22 protein-coding genes are annotated in these 23,576 nt (G+C 72.5%); 10 read left to right on the top strand and 12 right to left on the bottom strand.

Annotated elements, in window-relative coordinates; all coding sequences use genetic code 11:
* Positions 1-67: 67 nt before the first annotated feature.
* Positions 68-1,525: a menaquinone biosynthesis decarboxylase gene (locus tag ACFXGN_RS15035; protein WP_351789485.1), complete on the bottom strand. Its 1,458-nt coding sequence runs from the start codon at positions 1,523-1,525 to the stop codon at positions 68-70.
* A gap of 89 nt (positions 1,526-1,614) precedes the next feature.
* Between ACFXGN_RS15035 and ACFXGN_RS15040 the strand changes: the two genes are divergently transcribed.
* The 5 genes from ACFXGN_RS15040 to ACFXGN_RS15060 all read left to right on the top strand — a co-directional run bounded on the left by ACFXGN_RS15040 (position 1,615) and on the right by ACFXGN_RS15060 (position 7,775).
* Positions 1,615-2,007 (top strand): PLD nuclease N-terminal domain-containing protein, encoded by a 393-nt coding sequence (locus ACFXGN_RS15040; protein ID WP_384858388.1) that lies wholly within the window; start codon positions 1,615-1,617, stop codon positions 2,005-2,007.
* An 851-nt stretch (positions 2,008-2,858) separates the two neighbouring features.
* Positions 2,859-3,479, top strand: coding sequence for a flavodoxin family protein (locus tag ACFXGN_RS15045; protein WP_384858391.1), 621 nt, complete (start codon positions 2,859-2,861; stop codon positions 3,477-3,479).
* A gap of 75 nt (positions 3,480-3,554) precedes the next feature.
* Positions 3,555-4,007 (top strand): nucleoside deaminase, encoded by a 453-nt coding sequence (locus tag ACFXGN_RS15050; RefSeq protein WP_384858393.1) that lies wholly within the window; start codon positions 3,555-3,557, stop codon positions 4,005-4,007.
* A gap of 155 nt (positions 4,008-4,162) precedes the next feature.
* Positions 4,163-6,223, top strand: a complete 2,061-nt coding sequence (locus ACFXGN_RS15055) for a hypothetical protein (protein ID WP_384858395.1) — start codon at positions 4,163-4,165, stop codon at positions 6,221-6,223.
* Positions 6,224-6,227: 4 nt separating this feature from the next.
* Complete coding sequence (locus ACFXGN_RS15060; protein WP_384858398.1) at positions 6,228-7,775, top strand: ABC transporter substrate-binding protein; 1,548 nt, start codon at positions 6,228-6,230, stop codon at positions 7,773-7,775.
* 85 nt (positions 7,776-7,860) lie between these two features.
* Here the strand turns inward: ACFXGN_RS15060 and ccsB are convergent, their stop codons facing one another.
* From ccsB to hemL, 7 genes are all read right to left on the bottom strand, one after another.
* Positions 7,861-8,943: a c-type cytochrome biogenesis protein CcsB gene (ccsB, locus tag ACFXGN_RS15065; protein ID WP_384858400.1), complete on the bottom strand. Its 1,083-nt coding sequence runs from the start codon at positions 8,941-8,943 to the stop codon at positions 7,861-7,863.
* Positions 8,940-10,649, bottom strand: a complete 1,710-nt coding sequence (locus tag ACFXGN_RS15070; RefSeq protein WP_384858403.1) for a cytochrome c biogenesis protein ResB — start codon at positions 10,647-10,649, stop codon at positions 8,940-8,942. Before ACFXGN_RS15070 ends, ccsB begins: the two co-directional genes overlap by 4 nt.
* A gap of 5 nt (positions 10,650-10,654) precedes the next feature.
* Complete coding sequence (locus ACFXGN_RS15075) at positions 10,655-11,392, bottom strand: cytochrome c biogenesis CcdA family protein (RefSeq protein ID WP_384858406.1); 738 nt, start codon at positions 11,390-11,392, stop codon at positions 10,655-10,657.
* Between the two features lie 4 nt (positions 11,393-11,396).
* Positions 11,397-12,002: a TlpA family protein disulfide reductase gene (locus ACFXGN_RS15080; protein WP_384858408.1), complete on the bottom strand. Its 606-nt coding sequence runs from the start codon at positions 12,000-12,002 to the stop codon at positions 11,397-11,399.
* Between the two features lie 77 nt (positions 12,003-12,079).
* On the bottom strand, positions 12,080-13,378 hold the full coding sequence (locus ACFXGN_RS15085; protein ID WP_384858410.1) for a hypothetical protein: 1,299 nt from the start codon (positions 13,376-13,378) through the stop codon (positions 12,080-12,082).
* A gap of 288 nt (positions 13,379-13,666) precedes the next feature.
* Positions 13,667-14,401, bottom strand: a complete 735-nt coding sequence (locus ACFXGN_RS15090) for a histidine phosphatase family protein (RefSeq protein WP_384858412.1) — start codon at positions 14,399-14,401, stop codon at positions 13,667-13,669.
* Complete coding sequence (gene hemL, locus ACFXGN_RS15095; RefSeq protein ID WP_384858414.1) at positions 14,398-15,744, bottom strand: glutamate-1-semialdehyde 2,1-aminomutase; 1,347 nt, start codon at positions 15,742-15,744, stop codon at positions 14,398-14,400. Before hemL ends, ACFXGN_RS15090 begins: the two co-directional genes overlap by 4 nt.
* Positions 15,745-15,974: 230 nt before the next feature.
* Here hemL and ACFXGN_RS15100 point away from each other — a divergent pair, with 230 nt between their 5' ends.
* Positions 15,975-16,577, top strand: a complete 603-nt coding sequence (locus ACFXGN_RS15100; protein WP_384858417.1) for a hypothetical protein — start codon at positions 15,975-15,977, stop codon at positions 16,575-16,577.
* Between the two features lie 163 nt (positions 16,578-16,740).
* Here the strand turns inward: ACFXGN_RS15100 and ACFXGN_RS15105 are convergent, their stop codons facing one another.
* Complete coding sequence (locus tag ACFXGN_RS15105) at positions 16,741-18,705, bottom strand: APC family permease (protein ID WP_384858420.1); 1,965 nt, start codon at positions 18,703-18,705, stop codon at positions 16,741-16,743.
* Positions 18,706-18,889: 184 nt separating this feature from the next.
* Here ACFXGN_RS15105 and ACFXGN_RS15110 point away from each other — a divergent pair, with 184 nt between their 5' ends.
* A complete protein-coding gene (locus ACFXGN_RS15110) occupies positions 18,890-19,294 on the top strand; it encodes a MerR family transcriptional regulator (protein WP_384858587.1) in 405 nt (134 codons plus the stop codon).
* Between the two features lie 15 nt (positions 19,295-19,309).
* Here the strand turns inward: ACFXGN_RS15110 and ACFXGN_RS15115 are convergent, their stop codons facing one another.
* Complete coding sequence (locus tag ACFXGN_RS15115; RefSeq protein WP_384858423.1) at positions 19,310-20,239, bottom strand: ABC transporter substrate-binding protein; 930 nt, start codon at positions 20,237-20,239, stop codon at positions 19,310-19,312.
* 260 nt (positions 20,240-20,499) lie between these two features.
* Here ACFXGN_RS15115 and ACFXGN_RS15120 point away from each other — a divergent pair, with 260 nt between their 5' ends.
* Entirely contained in the window at positions 20,500-20,742 is a 243-nt protein-coding gene (locus ACFXGN_RS15120; protein ID WP_384858425.1) for a hypothetical protein, read from the top strand.
* Between the two features lie 140 nt (positions 20,743-20,882).
* Here the strand turns inward: ACFXGN_RS15120 and ACFXGN_RS15125 are convergent, their stop codons facing one another.
* Positions 20,883-21,518 (bottom strand): TIGR03086 family metal-binding protein, encoded by a 636-nt coding sequence (locus tag ACFXGN_RS15125; RefSeq protein WP_384858426.1) that lies wholly within the window; start codon positions 21,516-21,518, stop codon positions 20,883-20,885.
* 168 nt (positions 21,519-21,686) lie between these two features.
* Between ACFXGN_RS15125 and ACFXGN_RS15130 the strand changes: the two genes are divergently transcribed.
* Together ACFXGN_RS15130 and ACFXGN_RS15135 are read left to right on the top strand one after the other, a co-directional pair.
* A complete protein-coding gene (locus tag ACFXGN_RS15130; protein WP_384858429.1) occupies positions 21,687-22,547 on the top strand; it encodes a DUF6597 domain-containing transcriptional factor in 861 nt (286 codons plus the stop codon).
* Between the two features lie 14 nt (positions 22,548-22,561).
* Positions 22,562-23,089 (top strand): GNAT family N-acetyltransferase, encoded by a 528-nt coding sequence (locus tag ACFXGN_RS15135; protein WP_384858432.1) that lies wholly within the window; start codon positions 22,562-22,564, stop codon positions 23,087-23,089.
* Here ACFXGN_RS15135 and ACFXGN_RS15140 read toward each other — a convergent pair.
* Positions 23,086-23,535 carry a GNAT family N-acetyltransferase gene (locus ACFXGN_RS15140; protein WP_384858435.1) on the bottom strand — a complete coding sequence of 150 codons (450 nt, stop codon included), beginning with the start codon at positions 23,533-23,535 and terminating at the stop codon, positions 23,086-23,088. The two genes, ACFXGN_RS15135 and ACFXGN_RS15140, sit on opposite strands and share 4 nt — an antisense overlap.
* Positions 23,536-23,576: the final 41 nt, after the last annotated feature.

Here is a 23,576-nt window from a genome sequence, read left to right on the forward strand (position 1 = left end):
GGATCGCCCGCGCGCCGACGCGGCGACCGCGTCCCCGTACCGCCCGTTCCCCGTGCGTCGCGCCCGCTCACAGCCCGTACTCCTTCCACCTGCGGTCCACCAGGGCCGCCGTCGCCGGATCCGACTCCACCATGTCCGGCCAGCCGCCGTCCCGGGTGTAGCCCTCCTCGGGCAGCTTCTTCGTGGCGTCGATGCCCGCCTTGCCGCCCCAGAACTGCTGGTAGGAGGCGTGGTCGAGATGGTCGACCGGGCCCTCGACGACCGTGAGGTCCCGGGCGTAGTCGGTGTTGCCGAGGGCGCGCCAGGAGACCTCGTGCAGATCGTGGACGTCGCAGTCCTTGTCCACCACGATGATCAGCTTGGTCAGCGACATCATGTGCGCGCCCCAGATGGCGTGCATCACCTTCTGCGCGTGCTTCGGGTACTTCTTGTCGATCGAGACGATCGCGCAGTTGTGGAAGCCGCCCGACTCCGGCAGGTGGTAGTCGACGATGTCCGGCACGATGATCTTGAGGAGCGGCAGGAAGAACCGCTCGGTCGCGCGGCCCAGCGGACCGTCCTCGGTCGGCGGGCGGCCGACCACGATCGACTGGATCAGCGGGCGCCTGCGCATGGTGACGCAGTCGATCGTCAGCGCGGGGAAGGGCTCCTGCGGGGTGTAGAAGCCGGTGTGGTCGCCGAAGGGGCCCTCCGGGAGCATCTCGCCCGGCTCAAGCCAGCCCTCGATCACGACCTCGGCCTGCGCCGGGACCTGGAGCGGGACGGTCTTGCAGTCGACCATCTCGATCCGCTTGCCCTGGACGAAACCGGCGAACAGGTACTCGTCGATGTCGCCCGGCAGCGGAGCCGTCGAGGCGTACGTCACCGCCGGGGGGCAGCCGAAGGCGATGGCGACCGGCAGCCGCTCTCCCTTCGCCGCCGCGACCGCGTAGTGGTTCCGGCTGTCCTTGTGGATCTGCCAGTGCATCCCGATGGTGCGCTTGTCGTGGCGCTGGAGGCGGTAGAGGCCCAGGTTCCGCACGCCCGTCTCGGGGTGCTTGGTGTGGGTGAGACCCAGGTTGAAGAAGGAGCCGCCGTCCTTCGGCCAGGTGAAGAGCGCGGGCAGCCGGTCCAGGTCGACGTCGTCGCCGGTGAGCACGACCTCCTGCACGGGGGCCGCCTCGGACTTCACCTTCTTCGGCGGTACGTGGACCATCGAGCCCAGCTTGCCGAAGGCCTCGCGGACACCGACGAAGCCGTGCGGCAGCTCGGGCTTGAGCAGTCCGCCGATCTTCTCGCCGATCTCCGCGTACGACTTCAGGCCGAGGGCCTTGAGGAGCCGGCGGTCGGTGCCGAAGACGTTCATCGCCAGGGGCATGTCGGAGCCCTTGACGTTCTCGAAGAGGAGCGCCGGGCCTCCCGCCTTGTTCACCCGGTCGACGATCTCCCCGACCTCCAGGTACGGGTCGACTTCGGCCTTGATGCGCTTGAGGTCGCCTTCACGTTCCAGAGCCCTGAGCAGCGAGCGGAGATCGTCGTAAGCCATAGGGGCAAGTATCGGTCACCGGCTACCCTTGGCCTGTCACCGGGGCGCCGAATCGCGCCCCCGCCACCGCTTCCGGGGGGCTGTCCCACATGCTCAGAGCGCTGCTGTTCATCCTGCCGCTGGCTCTGATGATCTACGCCTTCATCGACTGCCTGAACACTCCGGAGGAAGAGGTCAAGCACCTCCCCAAGCCGGTCTGGGCCATCGTCGTGCTGCTGTTCTCCTTCGTCGGGGCGATCGGCTGGATCGTCGCGGGCAAGGAGCGCAAGCCGCGCGGCCGGGGCGCCTCGGGCGGCTGGGTGGCCCCCGACGACAACCCCGAGTTCCTGAAATCGCTGCGGGAGGAGAAGCCCGGGGACGAGGCCCCGGAGACGGCCGCCCCGCAGCGGGACGAGGACCGCCTGGAGGACTGGGAGGCCGACCTGCGCCGCCGCGAGGAAGAACTGAAGCGCCGCGAGCGCGACGGAGACCCGGAGAACTGACCCGCCCCCGGGCCGGAGCCAGGGGCCCCGTCGGGACCCGGACCCGGACCCGGCCTCTGGGCCGTACGCCGAACCGCCCGGGGCCTGGCGGGACGGGCCCGCAGGAGCGGGCAGGCCGGAACCTGGGCCTGACGGCACCCTGGCGGGACGGGTCGCCGGAGGCCCGGCACGTCGTACGCCCGCCGGGTCGCGGGCCCGGCGAAGGCCCGCGTGTCGGCCCGCCGGAGCGTCTGCGGGAGGAAAAGCCCCGTAGGACGGGACGTCGCAGCCTCGGGCAGAGCACGGTCCGCTGCGGACGCGGTGGGACACGTACCCGGAGAACCCGATGGGCCGCGAGGCCCGGCAAAGACCCGCTCGTCGTCCGGGCCAGCACGGCACCGGCCCGGCGGGACGGGCCCGGCGGGACGAGATGCCGCAGGTCCGGGCAGAGCACGGTCCCACCGAAGGTCCGGCGGGCCCCGGGCCGCACCGGAGCGGACCCGCCCGCCACGGGGGCCCGGCGCGGGCACCCGGCGAAGGCCCTCGCGCCGGAGCGTCGGCGGGGCGGAAGCCCAGCGGGCGTCACAAGCCCGGCGGGACGAGTCGCCGGAGGCCCGGCACGTCGTACGCTCGGCGGGTCGCGAGCCCGGCACGTCGCGGGCACGGCGGGTCGCGGGCCCGGCGGGTCGCGGGCCCGGCGGGACCGGGGCCGGAAGTCCGGGCCGGACAGTCGGGTCGGAAGGCCGGGCCGGAAGGCCGGGCGCGGGCCCGGTGGAGCAGGTCGCCGCAGGTCCGGTGGTCGCGTCGGAGTCGTGGAATACCTTTAGCAGAAGGCGAGTTGGCAACGGTTACCCCATGACACCGGAGCTGACATGACCTTCGACGCCGCCCCTGGCGCGGACCGCTCGTTCCTCTTCGTGCTCGGCAGTTCCCGGGCCGACGGCAACTCCGAGATCCTGGCCCGCGAGGCCGCCGCGCACCTGCCCGCCGGGACCCCCCGGCGCTGGGTGGACCTGAACCGGCTGACGCTGCCCGACTTCCAGGACGGCCGCCACGAGGTGTCCGGCCCGCCGACCGGCGAGGACGAGCGGCTGCTGCTGCGGGCCACCGAGGAGGCGACCGACGTCGTGATCGTCTCGCCGCTCTACTGGTACAGCTTCTCCGCGCAGACCAAGCGCTACCTCGACTACTGGTCGGGCTGGCTGAACGTGCCGGGCTCCGACTTCAAGGAGCGCATGGCGGGCGGCACCCTGTGGGGGGTGACGGCCATGGCCGACGACGACCATGTCGTCGCCGACGGCCTGACCACCTCCCTCAGCCACTCGGCGGCCTATCTGCGGATGCGGTTCGGCGGCGTCCTGACCGGGACGGCCTCCCGCCCCGGCCGCATCCGCGCCGACGAGCGGGCGCTGACCGCCGCCCGGACCTTCTTCGACCGCCCCGCGCCGCTCGCCCGCTTCCCCTACGAGGAGACGGCCGGGGCCGTCGCCTGACCCGGCACCCCGCCCCCGCCCGGCCCGGCCCGCCGGGCACGTGACACGGAAGGCTCCCCGGGGAAAGCTCTCCCCATGGACCGGGAACAGGACCGCGCGCGGCTCGCCGTCGCCCTCGACGAGGCCCGCGCCGGACGCGCCGAAGGAGGCGTCCCGATCGGCGCCGCCCTGTACGGGCCGGACGGGACGCTGCTCGGACGCGGCCACAACCGCCGGGTGCAGGACGGCGACCCGTCCGCGCACGCGGAGACCGCCGCGTTCCGGGCGGCCGGACGGCAGCGCTCGTACCGGGGGACGACGATGGTGACGACCCTCTCGCCCTGCTGGTACTGCTCCGGGCTCGTCCGGCAGTTCGGGATCTCCCGGGTGGTCGTCGGGGAGGCCGAGACCTTCCACGGCGGGCACGCGTGGCTGGCCCGGCACGGCGTCGAGGTCGTCCTGCTCGACGATCCCGAATGCGCCGCCCTGATGCGGGAGTTCATCGCCCGGCACCCCGCCCTGTGGAACGAGGACATCGGCGAGGCCTGAGGGACCGCCGAAACCTCCCGTACCGCCACAGCCGCACAACACCCCCGCAACGACTCGAAAGCAGAGTCGAAAAGGCCAAGGCTTTCCCAACACCGCGCCCATATCCTGAAGTTGACTGTGACGGGGGTAACGGGGGCACACGGGGGTGACGGATCGTGGCGAGAGATCTGTACGGCCGCGAGGCGGTCCTGGAGGACGGCGGGCTGGTGGCGCGCCTCAGCGGTCTGACCCGGGAAGGCGGCGCCCGGGTGCCGTTCGAGCACGGTGACGACCCACCGGTCACCGTCTTCACCGGCGGCCGGGGCACGGGCAAGACCGCCCTCCTGAAGGAGGTCCGCGACCGCTACAAGGGGTACACGCCGCTGGCCCTGTTCGACTGCGAGGACGTCGAGCCGCCCGCCGACCACGGCCCCGGCTGGACCCCGGTCACCGGGGCGCTCGCCGAACTCGCGGTGCAGCTGTCGCCGAAGGTCCTGGGCGCCCGGCCGGTGCGGTTCCCCCGGCTCTCCCTCGGCCTGGTCGCCGTCGCCTCCCTGGCCTGGTCCCGGGAGGACGACGAGCGGGCCCGCCGCGACCTGCTGCGGCTCGGACCGCTGCTCTCGACGGTCGACGCGACCCGGGGCGCCGCCGCCAACTGGGTCGGCAAGGTCCTCGCCAAACTCGCCTCCACCTTCGCCGAGGCCGCCGCGCCGCTCGCCGGAATGCTGGCCGAGGCGACCGTGGAGACCGTCCTGGAGGAGGTCTTCGGACGCCTCCAGCGGGCCTCCGAGAGCTGGTACGGCAGCTACCGCAACGCGGGCGGCAACGGCAAGGCCGGGCTCCAGCAGCTCGCGATCGACTTCGAGCAGGACGGCCGCCGGCGGCGCGAGGCCGAGGACTTCCTCGTCGGCGCGCTCGTCGAGGACCTGCGCCGCTCCTACACCGGGCTCGCGCGCGGCGCCCGCGTCGGCCGCCCGCTGCTCCTCCTCGACAACGCCCACGAACCCCTCGGGCGGCAGCTCGTCGAGCCGGTCCTGCGGGCCCGCTCCGGGGGCCGCCGCGACCGGACCGTCGTCCTCGCCACCTCCCGCGTCCGGGACCACGAGGGCCTGCGGCAGGCCACCCGCACCCGGCTGCCGGAGACCGCGCACCGGGCGCCCTGCCCGCGCGGGACGAGCATCGGCTCCGGCATCCTCGCCGTCGAGCTGACCCCGCTCTCGCCCGCCCAGACCCGCTCCGCCTTCGACCGCCAGGACCCGGCGGGCCGCACCCCCGCCGAACTCGCCCGCGCCGTCCACCGGCTGACCGGCGGACGGCCCCTCGGGGTGGCGCTGCTCAGCAGGGCGGCGGGCCAGGCTCCGGCGCACTCCACGGCGCACCTCACCCCGGGGCGGCTGCTCGATCTGACGGTGGAGCTCCGCGAGGACTCCCCGCCGGTGCCGGTGGCCCCCGCCCTGCTCGCCGAGCTGCTGCCGGTGCGAAGGCCGGGGCCGTACGCCGTGCTCGCCGCCGCCCACGACGAGGAGTCCGCCCGGATGCTGGCCCGCGCCCGGCTCCAGGGCGCGTCCCTGGACGGGGACGTGGCGCTGCGGGTCCGCGATCTGCTGCGCGCGGAGGACTGGCCCGAGAGCCCCCGGCACTTCGTCGCCGACCCGCTGCTGCGGGCGCTGCTGCTGCACCGGCTCCGCTTCGAGGACGGCGACCACCCCCGGTACGCGGCCTGGCACGCCGTCCACGAGACCCTGCGACGGCACTACGGGCCCGAGCCCGGCCCGTACCGGCTCCACCACGATCTGGCGCTGGGCCGCACCGACGAGGCCGTCGGCCATCTGCGGGAGACCTTTCCCGGCCCGGACGTCCTCGGCTGGCTGGGGCGGCTGCGGTTCATCGGCTCCGCCCCCCATCCGCGCGAGCGCGCCGCCGCCGGGCCCGATCCCCGCCGGGCGGCGGCCCTCGGGCAGGGGCCGCCGGGGCCGCTGCCGCCGGAGCTCGACGCCGACGCCGTCGAACTGCACCTGGCCGTGCGGCGGCTGCTGCACGCCGTATGGCTGCTGACCGATCCGCTGGCGCTGCCCGACGAGGAGGTGGCCGACCGGCTCGCGCACGAGCTGCGCAGGCTGTCCGGCCGTCATCTGACGGGCAGCGGTTCCCTCTGGGACGCGGCCACCCACTGGCCGCGTGACATCCGTGCCTGGCGGGAGCCGTCGCTGCCGCCCGGCCGCGAGGACGGAGTCTGACGTCATGCCCGACCGACTGCTCGACCCCCTGCGCCGCCGTGTCCGCACCCCTCGCCAGAAGCTCGTCGCCTCGGTCGTCGCCGCCGCCTTCGTCCTCGGGGCCGGTGGCTACGGCGTGGTCCGGCTCACCACTCCGGAGGACCGTTCCTGCGCCCCCGGGGTGGCCCGCCCGGTCGGCAGCTCCGAGTGCGTGGGCGTCAACGGCGACGGCCATGACTTCGGCGTCGCCGAACTCCGGGAGGTCGCCGGGGCCATCCGCGCCGAGAACGCCACGCTCAAGAGCGGCGAGTACGTCACCGTCGCCGTCCTGCTCCCCCTGACCTCCGCCGACGGGGGGATGCGGAACAAGGTGCTGCACGAGGTGCAGGGCGCGTACGCCGCCCAGCTCCGGGCCAACCACGAGTCCAACGGACAGCGGCCCACGATCCGGCTGGTGCTCGCCAACACCGGCCGGGGCAACGCCCACTGGAGTGCCACGGTCGATCAGGTGGTGGCGCTGGCCGGGGGTCCCGAGCGGCTGCGGGCCGTCTCCGGCATCGCCACCTCCTCCACCGAGATGCGGCAGGCGGTGACCGTCCTGACCAAGGCCAGGATCGCGGTGGTCGGCACCACGATCACCGCCGACGACATCGCCAACGGCCCGGCGGGCAAGCCGTTCCCCGGGCTCGCCCGGGTCTCCCCCACCAACAGCGACGAGGCCAGGGCGCTGGCGCACTTCGGCCGGGTCGAGGCGGCCAAGGCGCTCCTCGTCCAGGACACCCGGAGCGGTGACCACTACGTCGACACCCTGAAGGCGGCCTTCGCCACCTCGCTGAAGGACGCGCCGCTGGAGCCGCTGGAGTTCACCGCCGCGAGCGATCCCACCCAGGAGGGCACCACCGCCAACACCTTCCGCAACATCACCCACATCATCTGCGACACCCGCACCGACACGGTGTTCTTCGCGGGCCGCCACACCCAGCTGCGCCAGTTCATCAACGCGCTCGGCGACCGGGGCTGCGCGGACCGCGCCTTCACGGTCCTGACCGGTGACGAGGGCTCGTACCTGGGCGCGGACGCCAAGCTCGACAAGAACGCCCTCAAGGGGAAGCTGACCGTGCGGTACGCGGCGCTCGCCCACCCCGACGCCTGGCTGCCCGGTCCCGGCCGGAAGGTCCCCGCGACGGGCGGCTCGACCCGGGCGTACGAGGACTTCGTCCGGGACATCGCGAAGGTGACGCCGAAGGACCGGCCGGTGGCCCTCGCCGACGGGCAGGCGATCATCGCGTACGACGCCATGACGACGGCGGTGCACGCGATCCGCCAGGCCACCCCGGACGGCGCGGCCTATCCGGCGAAGGAGGACGTGGGGAACCAGTGGCCGCAGGTCAAGGGCTCGCTGCGGGTGACGGGCGCGAGCGGCTGGATCTGCCTGGACAACTACGGCAACCCGTACAACAAGGCGGTCCCGATCGTGCAGCTCGCCCCGGACGGCACCCAGCGCTTCGTCCAGATGGCGTGGCCGGAGGGCCGCCCGCCGACGGGGACGTGCCTGCCGCCGAAGCGGGGGTGACGGCGGGGGAACGGGACCGGCCCCCGGCCTCCGGGCCGGGGGCCGGGAGTACGGGGGCCGGGGGTCCGACGGCGGTGGGGCCGGATCAGACTCCGGCGTAGGAGTGCTTGCTGCTCACGAAGATGTTCACGCCGTAGTAGTTGAACAGGAAGCAGGCGAAGGCGACGAGCGCGATGTACGCGGCCTTGCGGCCCTTCCAGCCCGCCGTGGCCCGCGCGTGGAGGTACGCGGCGTAGCCGACCCAGGTGATGAAGGACCAGACCTCCTTGGCGTCCCAGCCCCAGTAGCGGCCCCAGGCGTCCCCGGCCCAGATCGCGCCCGCGATGATCGTGAACGTCCACAGCGGGAAGACGGCCGCGTTGATCCGGTAGGAGAACTTGTCGAGCGAGGCGGCCGAGGGCAGCCGCTCCAGCACCGAGCGGGCGAAGGAGCCCGGGTCCCCGCCGGTGGCGAGCTTGTTCTCGTACGAGTCGCGGAAGAGGTAGAGGACGGTGGCGACGGCCCCGAGGTAGAAGACGGCGCCGCAGAAGATCGCGGTGGAGACGTGGATCCACAGCCAGTACGAGTCGAGCGCCGGGACGAGCTGGTCGCTGGGGGTCTTCAGCCAGGTGGTGGCCACGCCCAGGTCGAGCAGGACCGTGGTGACCAGCGGCAGACCGATCCAGCGGACGTTCTTCTTGGCGAAGAGGAAGGCGAGGTACGCGCCGACCGCCACCGTGGAGAAGGTGGTGGAGAACTCGTACATGTTGCCCCAGGGGGCCCGCTGCACGGAGAGCGCCCGGGTGACCACGCCGGAGGCCTCGACCAGGAAGGCGAGGACCGTGAGCGAGACGGCGATGCGGCCGTACAGGTCGCCCTTGACGGTGCCGCCCGCCGCGCCGGGGCCGTCCGGCACGTCGCGGGCACCGGCCGCGGCGCGGGTGACGACCTTCGGCTTGTCGAGCACGGTGGTGCCGCCCGCCTTCTTGACCTGGACGGTCACGGCGGGGGCGGCGGTGGCGGCGCGCGGGGTGAGGGCGGCGGCGGTGCGGCCGACCTTGCTGCGGCTGCCCAGCACCCACTCGGCGATGTGGGCGAAGAAAGCCAGGGTGTAGACGGCCATCGAGGAGTAGATGAGCACGTCGCTCATCCGCGCCAGGCTCTCGTTGGTCGTGGCGGCGAGGATCACTTGTCGGCCTCTCCAGAAGGGGCAGGTTCTTCTGCGGGTTCGTCCGCGGGTTCCGGTGCGGGGGGCGCGTCCTGGGTGAGCGCGAGCGCGAGGTCTCCCAGTTCCTCGGGGAGCTTCGCGGACTCGCTGCGGCCGAGTCCGGCCATCTCGACGACGGTGACGCCGTCCTCGCCCCGGACGGCCCGGACCCAGATCCGGCGCCGCTGGATGAAGAGCGAGCCGGTCAGACCGGCGATGGCGGCGATGGCGCCCGCGAGCGCCATCCCGTTGCCGGGCTGCTGCGAGATCTGGAAGCTGGCCCACTCCTTGATGTCCTTCTCGAAGGTGATCGAGCCGGCGCCGTCGGGGAGGGTCAGGGTCTCGCCGGGCAGCAGTCGCTTGGCGAGCTTGCCGCCGGACGCGTCCGTGAACTGCTTCATCTTGGACTTGTCGAGCTGGTACACGTTCTGCGGCAGCCCGGAGTCGACCCGCAGGTCCCCGTGGTAGCCGGTGAGCGCCATGACGGGGAAGTCCAGTGCGGGGAACTGGGAGAACATCGTGCCCTGGCCCGCGCCCGCGAAGGTCGGCACGAAGAACGCCTGGAAGCCCAGCTGCTCCTTCTTGCCGTTCTTGTCGCGGTAGCCGTCCATCACCTTGATGGCGCCGGTGGACGTGACGTTGTTGTCGATGGGCAGCAGCGGGACGGCCGCGTTGTAGACGACCTTGCCCCGGCCGTCCCTGACGGTGACGACGGGCGCGTAGCCGTGGGCGATCAGATAGACCTTGGAGTCGCCGACCTTGAGGGGTTCGTTGACCCGGATGACGGCCTTGGTCGGCTCGCCGCCCCGCGTGTAGGTGACGGCCGCCTCGAAGGTGCGCGGGGTGCCGCGCTGGGGGCCGCTCTTCTCGTAGGTGCCGTCGAAGGCGTCGAGCTTGAAGTTGAACGGCTCCAGTTCCCCGATGCCGAACTGGGAGCCGGACTTGAAGTCGTCGTACTGGGTGAGCGTGTTGGAGAAGCCGTCGCCCTCGACGATCAGCTTGCCGCCCTCGGACTTGAAGAGCTGGCCCCAGGCGAAGGCCACGAGCATCACGATCAGGGCGACGTGGAAGGCCAGGTTCCCGGCCTCGCGCAGATAGCCCTTCTCGGCGGCGACCGCGTCCCCCGCGGTGTGGGAGCGGAACCGGCGGCCCTTGAGGAGGGCGAGCGCGGCGGTCCTGACCTCCTCGGGAGCGGCCTCGGTGCGCCAGGTGGTGTACGCGGGGAGCCGGTCCAGGCGCCGGGGGGCGCCCGGCGGACGGCTGCGGAGCTGGCCGACGAACTGTCCGGTGCGCGGCACGATGCAGCCGATGAGGGAGACGAACAGCAGTATGTAGATCGCGGAGAACCACACCGAGCTGTAGACGTCGAAGAACTGGAGCTTGTCGTAGAGCGGGCTGAGCGTCTCGTGGGCCTCCTTGAAGGCCTGCACCTTCATCTCGTCCGCGCTGTTCTGCGGGACGAGGGAGCCGGGGACGGCGCCCAGGGAGAGCATGAACAGCAGGATCAGCGCGACCCTCATGGAGGTCAGCTGCCGCCAGAACCAGCGGATCCAGCCGATGACCCCGAGTACGGGGCCGCCGACGGGGGTGTCGCCCCGGTCCTCGGTGGGGGCGGTGGAGAGGTGTTCCCCGGCGTCGCCGAGGCCCTCCTGCCGCTCCGTCGTGCCGGAAGTGTCGGTCGTACTCATGGAACTCAGATCCCCACCGTGAAACCGCTGGACCAGCCCTGCATCGTGGCGACCATGCTGTCCCACACACCTGTGAGGAGCAGGACACCGGTGACGATCATCATGCCGCCGCCGACGCGCATCACCCACACATAGTGCTTCTTCATCCAGCCGAACGCGCCGAGCGCCTTGCGGAAGGCGACGGCGGCGAGCACGAACGGCACGCCGAGTCCGAGGCAGTACGCGAAGGCGAGCACCGCCCCGCGCCCCGCGCTGGCCTCCTGGAGGGCGAGGGCGTTGACCGAGGCGAGGGTCGGGCCGATGCACGGGGTCCAGCCGATGCCGAAGAGCGCGCCGAGCAGCGGCGCGCCGAGCAGTCCGGCGACGGGCTTCTTGTGGACGCGGAACTCGCGCTGGGTGAACCAGGGCATCAGACCGAGGAAGAAGACGCCCATGAGGATCATGAGCACGCCGAGGACCGTGGTGAGCGTGCCCCGGTACTCCTGGAGGGTGGAGCCGAAGTAGCCGAAGAGCGCGCCGCCGGAGACGAACACGGCGGTGAAGCCGAGGACGAAGAGGAGGGCGCCCGCGGTCATCCGGCCGCGGCGCTGCTCGGCGAGGTCGGTGCCGGTGACCCCGGTGACGTAGGAGAGGTAGCCGGGGACGAGCGGGAGCACGCAGGGGGAGAAGAAGGAGACCAGCCCGCCGAGGACCGCGAGGGGCAGGGCGAGCAGCAGGGCTCCGCTGGTGACGGTCTCGTTCACCGGCTCACTTCTCCTTGAGGATCGGCTCGATCATCGAGCGGAGCTTCTCCTCGTTGAGCGCCATGAGGGAGCGGGCGGCGATCCTGCCCTCCTTGTCGAGGACGACGGTGGAGGGGATGGACTGCGGGCTGAGCGTGCCCTTGGGGAAGCCGAAGAGGATCAGTTCGCCCTGCGGGTCGTAGAGGCTGGGGTAGGTGACCCCGTAGTCCTTCTCGAAGGCGAGGGCGGGCTGCTTGTTGGGGTCGCGGGTGTTGAGGCCGACGAACTCGACGCCCTGGGCCTTGAGGTCCTTGGAGACCTTGGCGAAGTGCGGGGCCTCGGCCCGGCAGGGGGCGCACCAGGAGCCCCAGACGTTGAGGACGACGACCTTGCCCTTGAGGGAGGCGACGTCGAGCTGTTCGCCTTCGAGGGTCTGGCCCGCGAGCTTTCCGGGGGCCGCGCGTTCGCCCTTGGCGACGGTGGCGATGCCGCCCGCGTTGGTCACGAAGTTGGTGCCGCCACCGCCCCCGGACTTGCCGTTGCTGTCGCCGTCGCAGGCCGAGAGCGTGAGGGCGGCGGACAGCACTCCGACGGCGAGCAGGGTGCGTCGAGGGGCACGGCTAAGGCTCATGTGAAAAGTTTCGCATGGGCGTTTGGGGGATCTTGGGCACCCCCCTACGTGCCCGTAAAGCCCCTTGTCAAGATCCCCTAAGCCGTCGGCGTGGACGCGTCGGTGGTGGGGGTGGGCGGGGCGGGGCGCAGGAAGCCGTTCCAGCCTCCGGCGGGCTTCTGTCCGACGTCCAGGGTACGCAGTTTCGCGAGGATCTTCGGGTCCTGGACGTCGAGCCAGTCGGTGAACTGCCGGAAGGAGACGAGCCGCACGTCCTTCTTCCCGGCCATTCCCTTGAGGGCTTCCTCCACGGCGTCCATGTAGATGCCGCCGTTCCACTGTTCGAAGTGGTTGCCGATGAAGAAGGGGGCGCGGTTCGACGTGTACGCGCGGTCGAATCCGGCCAGATACGCTCCGGCGGCCTGCTCGCGCCAGCCCTTGTAGCGGGAGGGCATCCCCTTCGTCGTGTTCTTCGACTGGTTGGCGAGCATGTTGTAGTCCATGGAGAGGACCTCGAAGGAGCGTCCGGGGAAGGGCACCGCCTGGAGGGGCAGGTCCCAGACGCCCTGGCGCTTGTCGGGCCAGACCTGCCGGCCGCCGGGCGAGCTGGCGTCGTAGCGCCAGCCGAGCCGCTTGGCGGTGGGGAGCAGCTTGTCCTGGCCGAGGAGGCAGGGGGTGCGACCGCCGACGAGTTCCTTGGAGTAGTCGAACGGCAGCGGGTCGAGGTCGGTCCAGCCGCTGTGGGTCTTCCACTCGGTGACGAACTTCATCGCCTGGTCGATCTCGCTCTGCCACTGGGCCGGGGTCCAGTTGCCGACGGAGCCGGAGCCGCCGCAGAAGTGCCCGTTGAAGTGGGTGCCGATCTCGTGGCCCTCCAGCCACGCCTGCCGGGTGTACTTCAGGGTGTCCTTGATGTGGTCGTCGGTGAGGTAGCCGATGTCGGAGGCGCCGACGCGGTTGTTCGGCGGGCGGTAGAGGTTCTTCTTGGACTCGGGGAGGAGGTAGATCCCGGAGAGGAAGAAGGTCATCGCCGCGTCGTGGCTCTTGGCGAGTTCGAGGAAGCGGGGAAAGAGGCCGTTGCCGACCTCGCCCGCGCCGTCCCAGGAGAAGATCACGAACTGGGGCGGGGTCTGGCCGGGTTCGAGGGGGACGGGGGCGTCGGGCTGGTGCGGCTGCTTGCCGGTGTCGGCGGTGGAACCGTCGCCGATGAGCTTGACGTCGTCCTTGGTGGGGGCGGGCTTGCCGGATCCGGTCGAGGCGTCGCCGCCCTTGCCCGGTCCGGACCGCGCGGATCCGTCCTGGCCGCCCGTGCTGCACGCGGCGAGTCCCATCGCCGCCGCGGCACCGGCGCCCGCCCCGAGCAGTCCCCTTCGACTGATCCCGCTGTTCCCGCGCATGGCATCCCCATTCGAGCTGACGTACGAACTGAACGTCATCCAAACCGACAATGGGTGAGATGCCGGGAGGAACACGGAGGTTCCGGAAAATAGTACAAAAATTTTAGGGCGGTCGATTGGCATGAACACCAAACGACCGCCCCAGCACTCTGGACCGCGCGCTCCCCCCTGTCCAGAGGGGCCGGTCCGCGCCCCGGAACGTCCGGACGGACGGGACCGAGGAGCGCCCGGAACATCCGGACGGACAGGGTCGACGAGCGCCCGGAACATCCCGAGCGTCCGGACGGACTACGCGCCGAACGCCTTCGACTTCCCCTTCACCGGCTTCGCCCCCGCCAGCAGATGCGCCGGTACGAGGTCCCGGGCGGGCTCGCTGTAGCCGACCGAGACGATCTTGTCGCCCCGGTACGTGAACGAGGTCAGCGAGGCCAGCGTGCACTGCCGCCGCCGCGGGTCGTGCCACAGCCGCCGCTTCTCCACGAAGCTGCGGACGATCCAGATCGGCAGCTGATGGCTGACGCAGACCGCCTCGTGACCCCGGGCCGCGTCCTTCGCCGCGTCCAGCGCGCCCATCATGCGGACGACCTGCTCGATGTACGGCTCGCCCCAGGACGGCTGGAACGGATTGGTGAGGTGCTTCCAGTTCCCCGGCTGGCGCAGGGCCCCGTCACCGACGCCGAAGGTCTTGCCCTCGAAGACGTTCGCCGCCTCGATCAGCCGCTCGTCGCTCGCCAGGTCCAGACCGTGCGTCTTCGCCACCGGCGCCGCCGTCTCCCGCGCCCGCTCCAGCGGGGAGGCGACGACGTACGTGATGTCCCGGTCCGCCAGCGACTCCGCGACCCGGTCCGCCATCTTCCGGCCCAGCTCCGACAGGTGGTAGCCGGGGCGGCGCCCGTAGAGGACGCCCTCCGGGTTGTGCACCTCGCCGTGCCGCATCAGATGGACGACGGTGATGTCCTCGGCGCCCTTCGGGGTCTCCTTCACCGGAGCGCCCTCCTCCTCGGTCCGCGCGCGCTCGCTCATGCCGTCGCCTCCGCGGCGGCGCGGGCGGCGGCGGGCAGCGCGGCGGCGATCCGCTCGATCGCCCGCTCGTCGTGGGAGGCCGACACGAACCAGGACTCGAACGCGGACGGCGGCAGGTACACCCCGTCGGCCAGCATCGAGTGGAAGAAGGCATTGAAGCGGAAGGCTTCCTGCCGCTTCGCCTCGTCGTAGTTCCGCACCTCGTCCGCGGTGAAGAACACCGAGAACATGTTGGACGCGGTCTGCAGCCGGTGCGCCACGCCCTCCTTCGCCAGAGCGCCCGTGACCAGGCCCTGGATCTCCGCCGAGACCGCGTCCACCCGCGCGTACGCCGAGTCGTCGAGCAGCCGCAGCTGCGCGAGTCCGGCGGCCGTCGCGACCGGGTTCCCGGAGAGCGTGCCCGCCTGGTAGACCGGCCCGGCCGGGGCCAGGTGGCCCATGACGTCGGCGCGCCCGCCGAACGCGGCGGCCGGGAAGCCGCCGCCCATGACCTTGCCGAAGGTCAGCAGGTCCGCCTCGACCCCGTCCACGCCGTACCAGCCCGCCCGCGAGGTGCGGAAACCGGTCATCACCTCGTCGGAGACGTACAGCGCGCCGTTCTCCCGGCACAGGTCCGCGAGCCCCTGGTTGAAGCCGGGCAGCGGCGGCACCACGCCCATGTTGCCGGGCGAGGCCTCCGTGATGACACAGGCGATCTCGCCCGGGTGCGCGGCGAACGCGGCCCGCACGGCCTCCAGGTCGTTGTAGGGGAGCACGATCGTGTCCCCGGCCTGCGCCCCGGTCACGCCCGGGGTGTCGGGCAGCCCCAGGGTGGCCACCCCGGAACCGGCCGAGGCCAGCAGCGCGTCGACGTGGCCGTGGTAGCAGCCCGCGAACTTGACGACCTTCGCGCGCCCGGTGAACCCGCGGGCCAGCCGGATCGCGGACATCGTCGCCTCCGTGCCGGAGGAGACCAGCCGCACCTGCTCGACCGGCGCGACCCGCGCGACGATCTCCTCGGCGAGCGCCACCTCGCCCTCGCCGGGCGTCCCGAAGGAGGTCCCCCGGCCCACGGCCTCCCGCACCGCCGCGGTGACCTCGGGATGCGCGTGGCCGAGGATCATCGGACCCCACGAGCAGACGAGGTCGACGTACTCCCGCCCGTCCGCGTCGGTGAGGTAGGGACCGGAACCGGACACCATGAACCGGGGCGTTCCGCCCACGGCCCGGAAGGCACGCACCGGTGAGTTCACGCCGCCGGGCGTCACGAGGGACGCGCGGTCGAAAAGCGTCTGTGAGACTGGGGCTTCGTATGAATACGGCACTGTGATCCTGACCTGCGAGAACGACTGAGGGCACGACATCGGGAACGGACGGACGGTGCGGACATCCCCGGTATTACGCCGGGGCGTTCGCCCTCCGCGTCTGCGAAACTGGGGCGACATGGGGATGACTCACGGAATCCATGGTGTCAGAGGCCACGGCGTTCTTGCGGACAGGTGTTTCACCGTACGAACGCGGGGGAGGTCACTGACACGATGATCGGGTCGCGCGGCGGGGTCGTGTTGCCGAGAAAAAGCAGTCGGGTGGAGATATGCATCGCGGTGGCGGACCGGGCGAGGGGACGGACGATCTGGGTCCGGAGTCTGCCCGGCGGGGAAGACACCGGCGCCGACGGACCGAGGACCCGACGGCGGGCGGGCAGGGGGGCGCCACGGGCACCCCTGGCGAGCCGGCCCCCCGAAGCAGGAGCGGCCGGTTGGGAGTGACCTACAAGTACTTCGGCGCGCCCAACGGCGCCACGGCGGCCCGCGTCCCGATCTCCATGCGGCCCGAGGAGCTCGGCGGCGACGAGCTGGGCATGGGCGGCATGTTCAGCAAGATCAAGCCGGAGACCATAGCCGCGATGGTCCTCACCGGCATCCAGGGGATGCCCCTGCACAAGGTGCCGCCCCTGGAACTGGTGGTGCTGCACCCGGACTACGCGGTGGTGAGACTGCCGATGACCGTGGTCGACCCGCTGCGCGGGATCGGCGAGGAGTCGGTGGGCGCGGCGGCCTTCATCTGGTCCACGGTCCCGGACCGGGGCGGCCCGCGCGACGCGTTCGACGTCTACCAGCTGCTCCACGAGTGGCAGGACTTCTCGGTCCGCCTCCACGAGGCGGGCCACCAGCCGTACTGCCTGGTGTGGCCCTGACGGCAGGCGGACGGACCCGGGCGGGTCCGGCCGCCGCCTCGGACCCGGGTGGGCCCAGCCGTCTCGGGCCCGAGTAGGCCCAGCCGTCTCGGCCCCGGGCGGGTCCGGACGTCTCAGATCCGGGTGGGTCCCGGGCGCCTCGATCCGGGTGCGCCCGGCCGTCTCAGGACCGGCCCTCCGCCTCCCGCGCCGCCTTCGCCCGCTCGGCGGCCAGCTCACGGGCCGAGGCCAGCCGGTACGGCACGTCGATCGTCACGACGTTCTTCATGAACAGCAGCCGGGCCTTGAGCCGCAGCGCGCTCTGGTTGTGCAGCGGCTGCTCCCACCAGCGCCCCACCACGTACTCGGGGATGACCACCGAGACCACCGCGTCCCCCGTGCGCTCGGGCGCGTCCCTGACGTGCCGCAGCACCGGCTGGACGATCGAGCGGTACGGGGAGCTGAGCACCCGCAGCGGTACGTCGATGCCGTGCGCGTCCCAGCTCGCCCGGAGCACCTCCGCCTCCGCCGGGTCCTCCGCCACGGTGACCGCGGTGAGCGAGGCGGGGCGCAGGGTCAGGGCGTAGGACAGCGCCCGGAGACTGGGCGCGTTGATCGAGGCGACCAGGACCAGGACGTGGTTCTCGGCGAGGGCGCGGGGCCGGGCTCCGGCCTCCACCGTGACCTCTGCGGCGACGGCGTCGTAGTGCCGCCGCACCCCCTTCATCCCCGCGAAGAGCAGCGGCATCGCGAGGACGACGATCCAGGCGCCGTGGGTGAACTTGGTGACGAGGACGATCACGAGGACCACCGCCGTGAGGCAGGCGCCGAAGGCGTTGATGGTGAGGCGGCGGCGGATGTTGTGACGGTCCGCGGCCCCGGCGGGCGTGGCGAGTTCCCGCCGCCAGTGCTTGACCATGCCCGCCTGGGAAAGGGTGAAGGAGACGAAGACGCCGAGGATGTAGAGCTGGATGAGGCGGGTCAGCTCCGCGTCGAAGGCGACGATCAGGACGATCGCGGCGAGCGCGAGGAGGACGACGCCGTTGGAGTAGACGAGCCGGTCGCCGCGGTGGACGAGCTGCCGGGGCGCGTAGCGGTCGCGGGCGAGGACGGACGCGAGCATCGGGAAGCCGTTGAAGGCGGTGTTGGCCGCCAGGACCAGGACGCCCGCGGTGACCGCCTGGAGCAGATAGAAGAGGACGTGCCAGTCGCCGAAGGTGGCCCGTCCGATCTGGGCGAGCGCGGTGGACATCGGGGTGCCGGGGGGCAGCCCGAGCTCCGTGGGGTCCTCGGCGACGTGGACCTCGTAGACCATGGCGAGCACCGTGATCCCGAAGAACATGGTCACGGAGAGCCCGCCCATGATCGCGAGCGTCATGGCCGCGTTGCGGCTCTTCGGCCTGGCGAACGCCGGTACGCCGTTGCTGACGGCCTCGACCCCGGTGAGCGCGGTGCAGCCGGAGGCGAAGGCGCGCAGCGCGAGCAGCACCAGCGCGATCCCCGAGTAGGTGGAGACCGCCTCGACGGGCAGCCGGGCGGACTCGGCGCGGATCTCCGTACCGGTCGCCATGCGGACGGCGGCCACCGCGAACATCAGATAGATGACGCCGATGAAGGCGTAGGTGGGGAGGGCGAACCAGCGCCCCGACTCCCGTACCCCCCGCAGGTTCATCCAGGCCAGGACGGCGACGAAGAAGACCGAGAGGGCCACCGCGTGCCCGTCGAGCGAGGGAACGGCCGAGGTGATCGCGGCGACCCCGGAGACGACGGAGACGGCGACGGTCATCACGTAGTCGATGAGCAGCGCGGACGCGGCGGTGAGGGCGGCGGTCCGCCCGAGGTTCTCGGAGGAGACGACATAGGCGCCGCCCCCGCCCGGATAGGCGTAGCAGGTCTGCCGGTAGGAGGCGACGACGACCAGGAGCAGCACGACGATGCCGATCGCCGCGTACCAGGCGAGATGGAGCACCGCTAGGCCGCCGAGCGCGAGGATCAGCAGGATCTCCTCGGTGGCGTACGCGACGGAGGAGAGCGGGTCGCTGCAGAAGATCGGCAGCGCGATCCGCTTCGGCAGCAGGGTCTCCCCGAGTCGGCCGCTGTCCAACGGGCGGCCGACCAGCAGGCGTTTCGCCGCACTTCCAGCTCTCATAAGTGCTGAAGTTAGGACGAATGGTATGTAATGCGCGGAAGCCGCGCCCTGGGGGAACCCCGTACGCCTCGGGGACGCCCGCACGAGGAAGGATCTGGCCGTGAGCGGAACAGCAGAGACCCGGCAGGCCCGGGAGTTCCGGGGAGTACGGGGGCCCCGGGACGCGCGGTCGTCCGGCGCCCCCCTGCAGATCGGGGAGGTCGCCGGCCGGACCGGACTCCCCCTGCGCACCATCCGCCAGTACGAGGACAGCGGTCTGGTCGTGCCGTCCGCCGCCTCGCCGGGCGGGTTCCCGCTCTACACGGACGCCGATGTGGACCGGCTCATGGTGGTCCGCCGGATGAAGCCGCTCGGTTTCACCCTCGACGAGACCCGTGAGCTGCTGGCCGCCGTGGACCGGCTGACCGCCGACCGCGCGGGCACGGACACGGAGCTGGAACCGGAGGAGCGGGCCGCGCTGCTGGCCCGCGTCCGGCGGTACGAGCAGGCCGCGGCGGAGCGGGTCGCCGAACTGCGGGCGCAGCTGGGCCGCGCCGAGGAGTTCGCCGACTCGCTCCGCCGCACCCGTCTCACGGCGGTGCCGGTCTGACCGGGGTCCGGCCGGTCAGGGGGTGAGCGTCCGGGCCAGCTCGTGGAAGAAGCGCGCGTAGGCGGCGGGGCTGGGCGGGGTCTCGGGGTTCCAGGCGGTGCGCGGGACGTCCGCGAGGGGCCCGTCCGGCGGTGTGGCGTGGGCCCGGCTGTCGAAGAGGACCAGGTCGGGACGGAGTTCGGCGGCGCGGGCCCAGTCGGCGGTGAGCCAGTTGGCCCCGGGGCCCGGTCCGGGATCGAGCAGGCGTACGCCGAGTTCGGCGAGGCGCGCCAGCTCGGGCCAGGCGTCCGGGCGGGCCAAGTGCACCTGCTCGGGACCGGCGCCGGAGAGCGCGAGCACGGCGGCGCCGCCCCGCCCCGCGGCCTCCCGCAGCACCCGCTCGGCGACGGGCAGGACGGCGGTGGAGTGGGCGGTGCCGGACGGGGCGGTGGCGGACGGGACCGTGGTGGGCAGGGTGGTGGTGGGCAGGACGGTGGCGGGGGCCGCCGCGTCGGCCCTTCCGTCGGGGTCCGGCGGGGCGCCCAGAGCGGTGGCGAGCGCCGCGAACCGGTCGAGGATCGCCCCGAGCGCCAGCTCGCCGCCGACGGAGAGCGCCACGAGCGGCACCCCGAGCCGCTCGGCGACGGCCTCGTCCAGCGCGTACGGGCTCTTCCCGTCGTAGGTCACGTCGACGAGCACGTCCGGCCGCAGGGACCGCAGCCGCTCCTCGTCCAGGGTCCGGCCCGGCCCGAGGTACGTCACGGCCGCCGCCCCGAGCCCGCCCTCCTTCGCGGGGTCGAGCACCTCCCCGTCGTGCCCGGAGCCGTACACGGCGACCGGTGTCACCCCCAGATCGCAGAGGGCCGCCCCGGCCCGCACGTACGCCACCACCCGTCGTGGGACGCGGGCCGCCCCCAGCTCCGTACCCCTGTCGTCCGTGAATCCCCACGCCTGAGCACCGGACATGCGGCTACTCCCTCCCCGGCCGGAATGTGCCTCTTCCGCCACCTTGGAACGACTGCCCGGCCCGCACAAGAGGGCCTGCCGTCCGGTGGTGGACATCCGGCCCGGGACCAAGGTCCCGGGACCCCCTGCCGAAAGTCCTCCCCGGTGGTGTTAACTGAACAGGTCGGGAGGAAGCAGTAGGAATCGTTCGTGCCTCCGTGCCCGCGCGCCACCTGCCGGGGCGCGCCGCGCGCGGGCGGCCCCTCGCTCTGGAGTGAGCCATGTCCTTGCCCGGCCAGTTCTCCGACCCCCGTGTCCTCACCCTGTTCGGTCTGCTCGCCGTCTCGACGGTGGTGTGGCTGTCGCGCGGCCTGCGCTCCCGCGCCCGCCGCGACCGGGCTGGGGTCCCGCTGGAGCGGGTGTGGCACCCGCTGGAGTCGACGTCCCTGACGCCCGCGGAGGAACACGCCTTCGGCCAGGTCGTCTCCCGGCTCTCCCTGGGCCGGGCGGGCCGCCTCCGCTGACTTCGGGGGACGCGGGCGGGACGGGGAGCAAGGGCGATTCCGGGGCGCCGACCGGGCGGGTCGGATCTCCGGCGGCGCCCGGTCGTCCCCGGTCCCGCTCCCAGCCCTCCTCAGTCCTTTCCAGCCCTCCTCAGCCCTCCTCAGTCCTTCTCTGTCGGCGCGGAGGCGCGGGTCCCGGCCGGGCGCGGGTCGCTGATCGCGGCGGGGCGGGGGTCGCGGCCGGTCGTCGCGAGCAGCCGTTCGAAGGCGGTGGCGTCGGCGGGCGGCTCGACCGCCTCCCCGAAGACACCGGCCTTCCGGGCCATCGGCGCCATCCCCTCCACCTCCTCGGCGAGCCCCTCGACCACGGCCGGATCGGGCTCGAAGCGGCGTCCGGTGGCGCGGGCGAGGTCCCAGGCGTGCACGGTGAGGTCGAGCAGCACCATGCTGCCGACGGTCCGCGCGGGCAGGGCGAGGGACCCGGTGGTGCCCTCGTCGGCACCGGGCGCCGACCAGGCGTCCACCAGTTTCCCGGTCTCGCCCTCGAAGCTCTCGCGCCAGTCGGCGTCGGCGAGCCGGTCCGGGGCGCCGGAGAAGTCGGCGGACCGCTTGGCGGCGAGGGCCTGGAAGTTCACCACCACGTCGAAGAGGTGGTTGAGGAGAGCGCGTACGTCGTACTCGGCACAGGGCGTGGGCGCGCCCAGAGCCGTGTCGGGGGTGTCCCTGACGAGGGGCACGGCGTGCGCGGCGGCGGTACGGAGGAGGTCGCCGACGCGGGGCGGGTCGCTGTTCGTCATGAGACCGACGTTCCTGGAACATGCCCACGGCCGTCTTGAAGAAACGCGCCAGACCGAAGACTTGTCCCGCGCACGGCCCAGTACGGGGGACGGGAACGAAGACGGAGGCATTGCAGGGCCCGGGGGCGGGCTCAGGGGCGGGCTCGGGGAGACGCCTAGCATCGAAGGATGGCCGATTCCGCTCCTCGCCGGGACACGCGGGGCATCGTCGACCCCGCCGAACTGCTCGCCCGGGTCCGCTTCCGACGGTACGTCCCGGCGCCGGAGCTGCGCCCCTATCTGGAGCACTACTGGCTGATCGACTGGGATCTCGACCAGCCGTACGTCAGCCGTCTCGTCCCGCACCCGTCGGTGAACGTCGCCTTCCAGCGGTACGGGCCGATCGGCGCCCCCAGCGCCTCGGCGCACGCGTCCGCCGAGGTGTCGGGCATCGGGCGCGGTCTGTTCACCCAGGAACTGGCGGAGTCCGGCCGGGTCTGCGGGGCGCAGTTCCGGCCAGGCGGCTTCCGGCCGTTCGCGCCCGCGTGGCCGGTGTCGGTGTGGACCGGCCGCCGGGTCCCGTTGCCCGAGGTGTTCCCGCAGGGGCGGGACTCCCCGGACTCCCTGTCCCGGGTCCTCTCCCCCGACGCGGACCACGCGCGCGTGGCGGCGCTCGACGCGTTCCTGCTGGCCCACGGCCCCGCCCCCGATCCGGCCGCCGACCGGGCCATGGAACTGGTCGACCTGATCCGCACGGACCGGACGGTCCGCGGGGTCTCCCGGCTGGCGGCCTCGTCGGGCCTGTCGGCGCGCTCGCTCCAGCGGCTGTTCGCGTCCCACGTGGGCGTGGGGCCGAAGTGGGTGATCCTCCGGTACCGCGTCCATGAGGCCCTGGAACGCGCCGAGGCCGCGCGGGCTCCGGAGGGACCGGACTGGGCGGGGATCGCGGCGGAACTGGGCTACAGCGACCAGGCCCACCTCGTACGGGACTTCACGGCGACGGTCGGAGTGCCGCCGACCGCGTACGCCCGGGGACTGTCAGCCCCCTGACCTACCGTACGGACATGGAGAACGACATCTCACCCGTACGTCTCGAAGCCTGGTCCGAGGACGACGCCGAGCTGCTGCGCGCCCTGAACGCGCCGGAACTGACGGAGCATCTCGGCGGCCCGGAGACCGAGGAGCGGCTCGTCCGGCGCCACCGGCGCTATGTGGACCTGAGCGCGGACGCCATGGGAGCCGGGCGGATGTTCCGGATCACGCTGGAGCCGGAGGGGGTCGTGGCGGGCAGCATCGGTTTCTGGGTGCGCGGCGGCGACGGCGAGCCGGTGTATGAGACCGGGTGGAGCGTGCTGCCGGGCTTCCAGGGCCGGGGCGTGGCGACGGCGGCCACGCGCGCGGTGGCCGCCGAGGCCAGACGCGCGGGCCTGCACCGCTTCCTGCACGCGTACCCCTCGACGGGGAACGCGCCGTCGAACGCGGTGTGCCGCAAGGCCGGGTTCGACCTGCTCGGCGAGCGGTACCTCGAGTACCCGCCGGGCCACCTGATGCGCTGCAACGACTGGCGGCTCGACCTGGAGGGCCCGCTCTAGGAGGCGTCCCCACCCGGGGTGATCGGCCGGCTGAAGTGGAAGGCCACGATGTCGAACCGTTCGCGCAGGTAGAAGCGATGGGCGCCGGTGCGGTGGGTGCCGGAGTCGAGGTCGAGTTCACGGCAGCCCGCAGCGCGCGCGTGGCCCTCCAGATGCGCGACGAGGGCGTGACCGACACCGGTGGAGCGGCTGGCGGCGGCGGTCACGAGGTCGTCGACGTACAGCCTGCGCAGGGAGCTGGTGCTGTGGACGATCCGCCAGCCGGCCGCGCCGACGCAGCGGCCGTCGTCCGTGTAGGCGGCGCTGAAGCGCAGCCCCTGCGGATGCCCCGCCGCGTACACCTCGCGGAACAGCTCGGGGGTGAGGTGGGGCCGGAGTTCGGTGAGGACCGGAAGGAGGTCGCTCTCCAGCAGGGGGTCACCGGGCTCAAGGTCGATGATCTTCATGTGGGGACGGTACCTCGGGGTTTTGTCAGGGTTGACGGCCT

The sequence above is a fragment of the Streptomyces sp. NPDC059247 genome, assembly GCF_042754005.1.
Lineage (GTDB): Bacteria > Actinomycetota > Actinomycetes > Streptomycetales > Streptomycetaceae > Streptomyces.